Here is an 8,866-nt window from a genome sequence, read left to right as displayed (position 1 = left end):
TCGCGAACAGCACGCCTCCGGTCGCCGACAGCAGGTAGTCCCCGGCCGTGGAGGCCCAGTCGGCGCCTGTCAGCCTGGCGAGCAGACCGAGGATGATCGGCGCGACGAACAGCACAGCCGCGAGGATCGTGATCCCGGCCGCGGACGCTCGGACGAGCGCGCCGAGGCCGACGGCGAACACGCCGACGATGGCGAGGTACGACGCGCCGCCGAGCAGGGCGCCGACCGCATCGCCGTCGAGCGAGACCTCGATGCCCTGCGCGCCGAAGAAGCCGGCGAGGATCGCGAAGCTGCCGAAGGTCACGACGAGACCGAGGACGAAGGACCAGGCGCCCACCACCACGGCTTTCGCCACCAGCGCGGGCCAGCGGCGGGGCACCGCCGTGTAGCTCGAGCGGATCTGCAGCGTCGCGTACTCACCTCCGATCGACAGCACGCCGAGCACGCCGACGACCAGCGCCACGAAGCTGAGGCTCGCCGTCGATCCGACCAGCACGAGGTCGCCCCCGGTGCCGGCGGGACCGGCTTTGAGGAACGCGCCGGCCAGCAGGGCGATCCCTGCGGCCAGGACGAGGGCGACCACCGTGGTCCAGAAGGTGCTGCGCAGCGTGACGAGCTTCAGCCACTCGGAGCGCAGCACGCCGCCGGCGGTCACGCCGCGGGTCGCGTCGGTGGTGGGGGTGGTGACGGTGATCGCGCTCATGCGCTGGTCCTCTCGGGGTGCGGCGCAGCGGCGGCGCTGCGGTACTCGACGTCGTCCGCGGTCATCGACATGTAGACCTCCTCGAGCGACGACCCGACGGTCGTCAGCTCGTGCAGCGCGATCCCGGCGGCCGCTGCCGCATCGCCGACATCGGCGGCACCCAGCCCCGTCACGTCGAACCGGTCACCGGTGCCCGGCGTGGTCGTCGCGCCACGGGACCGGAGGAGCGCGGCCAGCTCGGTGCCGCGTGGCGAGGTCACCGTCACCCTCGAACCACCGCCGGCGATCAGGTCGCCGATCGGCATGTCCGCGAGCACCCGTCCGCGGCCGAGGACGATGACGTGGTCGGCCGTCTGGGCCATCTCGCTCATCAGGTGGGAGGACAGCAGCACGGTGCGTCCCTCGCCGGCGAGCTCGCGGACGCAGGTCCGCACCCAGCGCACGCCGTCGGGATCCAGGCCGTTCACCGGCTCGTCGAGGATGAGCGTGGCCGGGTCGCCGAGCAGCGCGGCGGCGATGCCGAGCCGCTGGCCCATCCCCAGCGAGAAGCCGCCGACCCGTTTGTCCGCGACCTCTCCGAGTCCGGCGAGGTCGACCACCTCCTGCACGCGTCGCGTCGGGATCCCGTGGGTGGCGGCGAGGACGCGGAGGTGGTTGCGCGCGGTGCGGCCGCGGTGCGCGGCTCTGGCCTCCAGCAGCGCGCCGACCTCGTGCAGCGGGGCCCCGTGGTCTCGATACGGTCGGCCGTTCACGGTCACCGTGCCCGCGGTCGGGGCGTCGAGCCCGACGATCATCCGCATCGTCGTCGACTTGCCCGCGCCGTTGGGTCCGAGGAACCCGGTGACGACACCCGGCTTGACCTCGAAGTCGATCCCCGCCACGGCGGTTCTCGCGCCGTAGCGCTTCACCAGCCCGCTCGCCTCGATCATGGCCGCTCCTCCCGGCGCGACACGTCGACGCGCACCGCCCACCGTAGGGACGCGGCCTGGTCGCGCTCACCGATCCGGGCGGATCTCATCCCGGTGGAGGACCCGGGGCGCATCCCCCGGGATGCACCCCTCGTGCGTCACACCGAGCGGAGGATCGCCACGACCTTGCCCAGGACGACCGCCTCGTCACCGAGGATCGGCTCGAAGGCGCTGTTGCGCGGCAGCAGCCAGGTGTGGCCGTCGCGCTGGCGGAACACCTTGACGGTCGCCTCGCCCTCGAGCATCGCTGCGACGATCTCGCCGTTGTCCGCCGTCTGCTGCGACCGGATGACCACCCAGTCGCCGTCGCAGATCGCGGCCTCGATCATGGACTCGCCGACCACCTTGAGCATGAACAGGTCGCCCTTGCCGACGAGCTGGCGCGGCAGCGGGAAGACCTCGTCGATCTGCTGCTCGGCCGTGATCGGGATACCGGCCGCGATCCGCCCGACGAGCGGCACCATCGCCGCATCGCCGATCTGCGCGGCAGGGACGTCCGACTCGACGGTCGACGAGTCCGGCACCCGGATGATGACCTCGAGCGCCCGCGGGCGCTTCGGATCCCGGCGGAGGTAGCCCGAGAGCTCGAGCTGCTTCAGCTGGTGGGTGACGCTGGACAGGGACGCGAGCCCGACCGCGTCGCCGATCTCGCGCATGCTCGGCGGGTAGCCGCGGGCCGCGACGGACTGCTGGATCACCTCGAGGATCGCGAGCTGCTTCGGAGACAGCGACGTGCGCCGTCGTGTGCGTGGCTTCTCGCCGGTCAGCTCGTCGGTCATCGGTCTCTTCCGTCCTCGGCGTTCCCGCGCGATCCAGGCTTGTGAAGTACATCGATGGTATTCGCTCGCACCGCTCTGATGCAAACACGCGTTCGACAGACGCGTACCCGCTGTCGGTGCCCCACTCGAAGATGTGCTTGACGGTTCGAACAGTCGAAGCTACGTTCGAATGCAAGAGGGACGCGGGGAAGGATCGGGATGTTCACGGTGCAGAACGACTGGATCGAGTACGAGACGGATGCGTTCGAGCGGGCGCAGCTGCGAAGCGCTCCGGCGCGCCGGGTGGCCGTCCGGGGCGGGGTGGGCTGCGCGCAGCGGTCGCCGACGCTGAGCGCTCGGCCCACCACGGTGTCGCGGCACGCGGCCGTCGCACCGACGACCGCTCCTGCGCCGCCGGCTCGGCTGCGGCTCACCCGTCGCGGTCGGGTGGTGCTGGTCGTCATCCCGGCGCTGCTCGCGCTGTCGGGCGCGCTGCTCGCCGCCGGCCCGGGGGTCGCGGAGGCGGCGCCGCACGTGGCGCCGCACACCGTCGTGGTCCGTTCGGGCGAGAGCCTGTGGACCATCGCGGAGCGGCTCGCACCGCGCACGGATCCGCGCACGACGATCGCCGAGATCGAGCGGGTGAATGGGCTCAGCAGCGCGCAGGTCGACGCGGGTGTCGTGCTGCGCCTGCCCGTCGAATGACCCGTGAGACGCGTCCCCGCCGTCTGCGAGAATCGTGGACGTGACCTCGCTCGCGGATCTTCCTCTCCGCGCCGACCTCGTCGGCAGGACCGCCTACGGTGCGCCGCAGCTGCACGTGCCGGTGACGCTCAACGTGAACGAGAACACGCATCCGGTGCCGGAGGACGTCCGAGCGGACATCCTGCAGCGCATCGCCGTCGCGCTCGACGAGGTCAACCGCTACCCCGACCGCGAGTTCACGGCGCTGCGCGAGGCGCTGGCCGGCTACCTCGGCCACGGTCTCGTACCCGACCAGCTGTGGGCGGCGAACGGTTCGAATGAAGTGCTGCAGCACGTGTTCCAGGCGTTCGGCGGCCCGGGTCGCACGCTGCTCACCTTCCCGCCGACGTACTCGATGTACCCGAACTACGCGACGACCTCCGGGACCGCTGTGGTCGATGGGCGTCGCGACGACGACTTCCGGTTGTCGCCGGAGACCCTCGTGGCGGAGATCACGCGGGTCGGCCCCGACATCGTGATCGTCGCCGCGCCGAACAACCCGACCGGCACCCCCGTCGGGCTGGACACGATCCGTGCCGCGTACGACGCCACCGACGGTGTGCTGATCGTCGACGAGGCGTACGCGGAGTTCATGCCGAAGGACGCCCCGAGTGCGCTGACGCTGCTGCCCGGCCGTCCGCGGCTCGCGGTGTCGCGGACGATGAGCAAGGCGTTCGCGTTCGCGGGCGCCCGGCTCGGCTACCTCGCGGCGGACCCCGCGTTCGTCGACGCCCTCCGTCTCGTGCGCCTGCCGTACCACCTGTCCGCGATCACGCAGGCGGCGGCGCTCGGCGCGCTCGCTCACGCCCCGCTGATGCTGCGGACGGTCGACGAGATCCGCGTGCAGCGCGATCGCATGGCGGAGGGGTTGGAGGCACTCGGGTACCGCGTCGCGCCCAGCTGGACCAACTTCCTCCTGTTCGACGGTGTCGACGACCCGAAGGCGCTCTGGCAGTCCCTGGTGGACAGGGGAGTGCTCATCCGCGACCTGGCCATCCCCGGCTCGCTGCGCGTCAGCGCGGGCACGGCGAGCGAGACCGACGCGTTCCTCGCGGCGATGGCCGCCCTCACCCCGGTAGGTGCCCGATGAGTCGTACGGCGTCCAGGTCCCGCTCCACCTCCGAGTCGTCCGTCGAGCTGCGGCTCGACCTCGACGGCACCGGCATCGCGGACATCGACACGTCGGTGCCGTTCTTCGACCACCTGCTGACCGCGTTCGCGAAGCACTCGCTGACCGATCTGACGGTGCACGCGTCGGGGGACATCGACATCGATGTGCACCACACGGCCGAGGACGTCGGCATCGTGCTCGGCGACGCCATCCGGGAGGCGTTGGGCGACAAGACGGGCATCGCCCGCTTCGGCGACGCCACCGTGCCGCTCGACGAGGCGCTCACCCGCGCCGTCGTCGATCTGTCCGGCAGGCCGTACCTGGTGCACGGCGGCGAGCCGGCCGGGTTCGAGCTGCACCTGATCGGCGGCCACTTCACCGGGTCGATGGTGCGGCACGTGCTCGAGGCGATCGTGTTCAACGCGAGGATGACCGCGCACGTCGACGTGCTCGCCGGGCGAGACCCGCACCACATCGCGGAGAGCGAGTTCAAGGCGTTCGCGCGAGCGTTCCGGGCGGCGAAGGCGCTCGACCCGCTCGTCGCAGGGGTTCCATCGACGAAGGGTGCGCTGTGACCGCTCGCCCGCGCGTCTCGGTGTTCGACTACGGCAGCGGCAACGTCCACTCCGCCGTCAAGGCGCTGGAGGCGGCGGGTGCGGACGTGCGGCTGACCGCCGACCGCGACGACGTGCAGAGCGCCGACGGGCTCTACGTGCCGGGCGTCGGCGCATTCGGCTCGGTGATGGCCGGGCTGCAGGCGGCGCACGGCCCCGAGCTGATCGAGCGCCGTCTCGCCGGCGGGCGATCGGTGCTGGGCGTGTGCGTCGGGCTGCAGGTGCTGTTCGCGGAGGGGGTCGAGGGCGGCCAGGCGATCGAAGGGCTCGGCGAGTGGCCGGGCACGGTCGAGCGGCTCGATGCGCCGGTGCTCCCGCACATGGGCTGGGACCTCGTGACCGCGCCGGAGGGGTCCCGCCTGTTCGCCGGGATCGGGAGCGAGCGCTTCTACTTCGTGCACTCCTACGGCGTCCGCGACTGGGTGCTGCCGGAGTCCGCCAGCCTGCGCGCCCCGCTCGTGACGTGGAGCGACCATGGCGGGCCGTTCGTCGCCGCGGTCGAGAACGGCGCGCTCGCCGCGACGCAGTTCCATCCCGAGAAGTCCGGCGCCGCCGGGCTGCGCCTGCTCGCCAACTGGCTGGAGACCCTGTGAGCCCGATCGACCCGTCCGTGATGCAGCGTCCGCTCGTGCTGCTGCCCGCCGTCGACGTCGCCGGCGGGCAGGCCGTCCGGCTCGTGCAAGGGGAGGCGGGCAGCGAGACCGGCTACGGCGACCCGATCGCCGCCGCGCGGGACTGGGCCGACCAGGGCGCCGCCTGGATCCACCTCGTCGACCTCGATGCCGCGTTCGGCCGAGGCAGCAACCTCGAGGTGATCCAGGCGGTGATCGATCGTGTCGAGGACGTCCGGGTCGAGCTGTCCGGCGGGATCCGGGACGACGCGAGCCTCGAGGCGGCACTCGCCACCGGTGCCCAGCGGGTCAACATCGGTACGGCCGCGCTCGAGGACCCCGAGTGGACCGAGCGCATCATCGCCCTCTACGGCGACCGGATCGCCGTCGGTCTGGACGTCCGCGGAACGACGCTGGCCGCACGTGGCTGGACCCGCGAGGGCGGGGACCTGTGGGAGGTGCTCGACCGCCTCGAGCAGGCGGGCTGCGCGCGCTACGTCGTCACCGATGTGACGAAGGACGGCACGCTCGCCGGCCCGAACCTCGAGCTGCTGGCGCACGTGCTGGAGCGCACGGGCAAGCCGGTCGTCGCCTCAGGCGGCATCGCCACCCTCGAGGATCTGCAGCACCTCCGCACCCTGACCGATGCGGGACTGGAGGGCGCCATCGTCGGCAAGGCCCTGTACGCCGGCGCGTTCACGCTGACCGAGGCCCTCGCCGTCGCGACGCTGTGAGCACCGCCGACTCGGCCGGGCAGCCGTGGTCCGGGCGGGCGTTCGAGGCGTCGCCGTGGTCCGGCGACGAAGGCACGGCGCCACCGGCCTACACGGCGGCGCTCGCCGCGTTCCGGGCAGGGGAGTCCGGACCGGAGGCGGTCGTCGACGCGCTTCGCGGCTCGCGTCTGCTGGTGCCTCTGCTCGCAGAGGTGGGCGAGGTCGGTGGGACCGCGTCCGGTCGCGCCTTCGATAAGAGGGCGGAGCTTGCGCTCGTGACCGTCGCGGGTCCGGACGGCCGCCGGGTCCTGCCCGCGTTCTCGTCCGCGGCGGCGATGAGCGCCTGGAACCCGATGGCCCGTCCGGTACCGGCGCCCGCGCGCCAGGTCGCTCTCGGGGCGGCCAGCGACGGTACCGAGCTCGTCGTCATCGACCCGGCGACCGATCGCTTCGGGCTGCGCCGCAGCACGCTCGAGGCGCTCGCCCGGGACCTCCCCTGGGTCGCGCCCTGGCTGGATCCGGAGGTGGGCCGAGCGATCCGCAGGGCGGTCGCCGACGAGCCGGCGGTCACGACCGCCCGTGTCGGCACGGAGGATCCCCGATCCTCCCTCGACGGCGCCGAGGTCCTGGTCGTCGTCGTCCTGCACGAGACGCTCGACCAGCAGCAGGTCGCCGAGCTGCTGGCCAGGATCCGGCGCCGCTGGACGGAGGACCCGGTCGTCCGCGCCCGCGTGGATTCGATGGCGGTCCGCCTCGAGGCCGCCTTCTGCTGACCCCTCCCCACTCCTGACCATTTCCGTTTTGAAGGAGATCCTGGGGTGTGGCGGCAGAACCTCCTTCAAAACGGAATCAGCGCGGCTTCGATCTCGTCGAGCACGCCGCCCATGTCCTCCAGGATCCTGGCGGAGGAGAAGTGGAGGACGCGGTATCCGAGACCGCGGAGGAATGCATCCCGGATCCGGTCGAGCTCCGGATCATGGAACGCCGCGCCGTCCGCTTCGACGATCAGCTTGCCGGGCAGCAGGAAGTCGACTCGGTGTGCCGGGTCCGGCCAGAACTGCAGATCCACGATCGAGATCCCTCGCCGCAGCATCGCGAGGCGGAGCAACGATTCGAGCACGCTCTCCGAGCGCGGATCGACGAGTCCGACCGCGGCCCGGAGGCGCTGCGGCAGCCGTCTGACGAAGCGTTCCCAATCCTCGTCGGACAGGATCGGTCGTCCGTCACGGGGTACGTGGCGGGCCGCGTCGAGCGCGGCGATCCACCAGGCCTCCGGAACGCAGTCAGCGAGCTGCAGCAGGGCGTCCACGAGGTCGACCCGCCAGCCCAGGGGCGTTCCGGGCCTACTCGACCAGTGCATCTCGACCTCGCGGTCCTCCCCGGGAACGACGTAGTGCCTCCGGTCTCGGTTGTGCCGGCGTCGCGCGCTGTTGGACGGCACGAGCACATGGACGTGCCGCCGACCCGGGTCCGGTGTCGGTAGGCCGAACGAATCGACCGCCGAGACGCACGTCAGGACGCCGCCGACTCGGATCGCGCACTTCGCCTGCCACGGCAGCGACGGGTCGCGGTACCAGCCGCTCCGAGGACGCTCGAGAACGCCGCGCCCCGTCAGCGCCCCCGCCTGTTTGCCGCTGATGTCGACCGCGAGGAAGCTGCTGAGCTTCGCCACGCCGTCGTTCAGCTCGAGTACCGCCCGCGCTCGCGCGTCGAGCCGTTGCCAGGCTTCGTCCGTCATGACTCGGGATGGTGCCGCGGACGATGATCTCGGCGGCGCGCTCAGCAGGGCGAGCGAGCTGATCAGGCAGAACCCGAGCTGGGGAGGACCCGATCGGGCCTACCGGTTCCGTTGTGAAGGAGATTCTGCAGGGCAACCGCAGAACCTCCTTCACAACGGAATCAGACGGTGCGGGCCGGTGAGGGGGTCGAATCGAGGAGCGCCCGCTCGAGGATCGTGACGGAGCGCTCGAGCGTCGCGTGGTCGTCCGCTGACAGGTCCGCGAGGATCGCCGCCATGCCGAGTGCCCGGGCCGTGCGCGCCTCCGCGACAGCCTCGATCCCCGCAGCCGTGAGCCGGATCAGGTGCGAGCGCCCGTCGTCGGGGTCGGCGGACCTCGCGACGAGCCCCCGGCCCTGCAGGTCGCCGATCAGCCGGGTCATCCCCGGCGCGGCGATGCCCTCGATGCGCGCCAGGTCGCCCGGCCGGACCGTGCCCAGCCGGTCGATGGAGGCGAGCGCGGAGACCGCGATGTGGCTCAGCGCATCCGCAGGTGGCCGGAGACGCCGGTTGACGCTGCCGGCGACGAACGCCAGACGCTCCGCGAGCTCCTCCGTCATCGCGCCCGCTCCGAGGTCGCGCCGGCGCTGTGCGCCTCCGCACGATCCGCGTGCTCCGCGTGTGCCACGGCGACCGTGTGCGCGTACGCCTGATCGCTCTGCGCGACCACGGCGTCCTCGCCTGTCTCCGCAGCGTCGACCGCCAGAGGCGTCTGCGGGGCGCGGGCACCACCGGCGAGGGTCGCGATCGCCGCGATGACCGACATGACCGCCGCCGCGATGAACACGATGACCAGTCCGTCGTGGAAGGGGGCGGCGATGAGGTTCGGGAAGAACTCCTTGCCGGTCAGCGTGGCCGAGTCGGCGG

11 protein-coding genes and 1 pseudogene are annotated in these 8,866 nt (G+C 72.0%); 6 read left to right on the top strand and 6 right to left on the bottom strand.

The annotated features are described in order from the left end of the window. The 3 genes from ACFE67_RS12530 to lexA all read right to left on the bottom strand — a co-directional run. On the bottom strand, positions 1-703 hold a 703-nt coding region (locus ACFE67_RS12530; protein WP_375407211.1), incomplete at its 3' end, for an ABC transporter permease. Next, positions 700-1,632, bottom strand: a complete 933-nt coding sequence (locus ACFE67_RS12525; RefSeq protein ID WP_375407210.1) for an ABC transporter ATP-binding protein — start codon at positions 1,630-1,632, stop codon at positions 700-702. The genes ACFE67_RS12530 and ACFE67_RS12525, both read right to left, overlap by 4 nt. A 137-nt stretch (positions 1,633-1,769) precedes the next feature. Further along, positions 1,770-2,450, bottom strand: coding sequence for a transcriptional repressor LexA (gene lexA / locus ACFE67_RS12520; RefSeq protein WP_375407209.1), 681 nt, complete (start codon positions 2,448-2,450; stop codon positions 1,770-1,772). Positions 2,451-2,648: 198 nt separating this feature from the next. On the opposite strand from lexA, the gene ACFE67_RS12515 reads away from it, so the two are divergent. From ACFE67_RS12515 to ACFE67_RS12490, 6 genes are read left to right on the top strand one after another with little or no spacing between them, the layout of a single operon-like run. After that, complete coding sequence (locus tag ACFE67_RS12515) at positions 2,649-3,134, top strand: LysM peptidoglycan-binding domain-containing protein (RefSeq protein WP_375407208.1); 486 nt, start codon at positions 2,649-2,651, stop codon at positions 3,132-3,134. A 40-nt stretch (positions 3,135-3,174) separates the two neighbouring features. Then, a complete protein-coding gene (locus ACFE67_RS12510; protein WP_375407207.1) occupies positions 3,175-4,263 on the top strand; it encodes a histidinol-phosphate transaminase in 1,089 nt (362 codons plus the stop codon). After that, positions 4,260-4,859 (top strand): imidazoleglycerol-phosphate dehydratase HisB, encoded by a 600-nt coding sequence (gene hisB / locus ACFE67_RS12505; protein WP_375407206.1) that lies wholly within the window; start codon positions 4,260-4,262, stop codon positions 4,857-4,859. Before ACFE67_RS12510 ends, hisB begins: the two co-directional genes overlap by 4 nt. Beyond that, entirely contained in the window at positions 4,856-5,491 is a 636-nt protein-coding gene (gene hisH, locus ACFE67_RS12500) for an imidazole glycerol phosphate synthase subunit HisH (protein ID WP_375407205.1), read from the top strand. Before hisB ends, hisH begins: the two co-directional genes overlap by 4 nt. 20 nt (positions 5,492-5,511) lie before the next feature. Continuing rightward, a complete protein-coding gene (gene priA / locus ACFE67_RS12495) occupies positions 5,512-6,243 on the top strand; it encodes a bifunctional 1-(5-phosphoribosyl)-5-((5-phosphoribosylamino)methylideneamino)imidazole-4-carboxamide isomerase/phosphoribosylanthranilate isomerase PriA (protein WP_375407212.1) in 732 nt (243 codons plus the stop codon). Then, positions 6,240-6,995, top strand: a complete 756-nt coding sequence (locus ACFE67_RS12490) for an SseB family protein (protein WP_375407204.1) — start codon at positions 6,240-6,242, stop codon at positions 6,993-6,995. The genes priA and ACFE67_RS12490 overlap by 4 nt, the downstream gene beginning before the upstream one ends. Before the next feature lie 65 nt (positions 6,996-7,060). Here ACFE67_RS12490 and ACFE67_RS12485 read toward each other — a convergent pair whose 3' ends face one another. The 3 genes and pseudogenes from ACFE67_RS12485 to ACFE67_RS12475 all read right to left on the bottom strand — a co-directional run. Continuing rightward, positions 7,061-7,960, bottom strand: coding sequence for an endonuclease domain-containing protein (locus ACFE67_RS12485; protein ID WP_375407203.1), 900 nt, complete (start codon positions 7,958-7,960; stop codon positions 7,061-7,063). Positions 7,961-8,121: 161 nt separating this feature from the next. After that, positions 8,122-8,559, bottom strand: a complete 438-nt coding sequence (locus ACFE67_RS12480; RefSeq protein WP_375407202.1) for a MarR family winged helix-turn-helix transcriptional regulator — start codon at positions 8,557-8,559, stop codon at positions 8,122-8,124. Further along, a pseudogene (locus ACFE67_RS12475) lies at positions 8,556-8,866 on the bottom strand (hypothetical protein); the annotation flags it as partial. The gene ACFE67_RS12480 and the pseudogene ACFE67_RS12475, both read right to left, overlap by 4 nt.

Source organism: uncultured Amnibacterium sp. (genome assembly GCF_964244015.1).
Lineage (GTDB): Bacteria > Actinomycetota > Actinomycetes > Actinomycetales > Microbacteriaceae > Amnibacterium.
The sequence above is the reverse complement of the archived record's forward strand: the minus strand, read 5'-3'. Positions and strand labels throughout refer to the sequence as shown.

What these genes read in the sequence shown, in the direction of transcription:
- ACFE67_RS12525 (WP_375407210.1), bottom strand. Translation starts at nt 1,632, where the DNA reads ATGATCGAGGCGAGCGGGCTGGTGAAGCGCTACGGCGCGAGAACCGCC.
- lexA (WP_375407209.1), bottom strand. Translation starts at nt 2,450, where the DNA reads ATGACCGACGAGCTGACCGGCGAGAAGCCACGCACACGACGGCGCACG.
- ACFE67_RS12515 (WP_375407208.1), top strand. Translation starts at nt 2,649, where the DNA reads ATGTTCACGGTGCAGAACGACTGGATCGAGTACGAGACGGATGCGTTC.
- hisB (WP_375407206.1), top strand. Translation starts at nt 4,260, where the DNA reads ATGAGTCGTACGGCGTCCAGGTCCCGCTCCACCTCCGAGTCGTCCGTC.
- priA (WP_375407212.1), top strand. Translation starts at nt 5,512, where the DNA reads ATGCAGCGTCCGCTCGTGCTGCTGCCCGCCGTCGACGTCGCCGGCGGG.
- ACFE67_RS12485 (WP_375407203.1), bottom strand. Translation starts at nt 7,960, where the DNA reads ATGACGGACGAAGCCTGGCAACGGCTCGACGCGCGAGCGCGGGCGGTA.
- ACFE67_RS12480 (WP_375407202.1), bottom strand. Translation starts at nt 8,559, where the DNA reads ATGACGGAGGAGCTCGCGGAGCGTCTGGCGTTCGTCGCCGGCAGCGTC.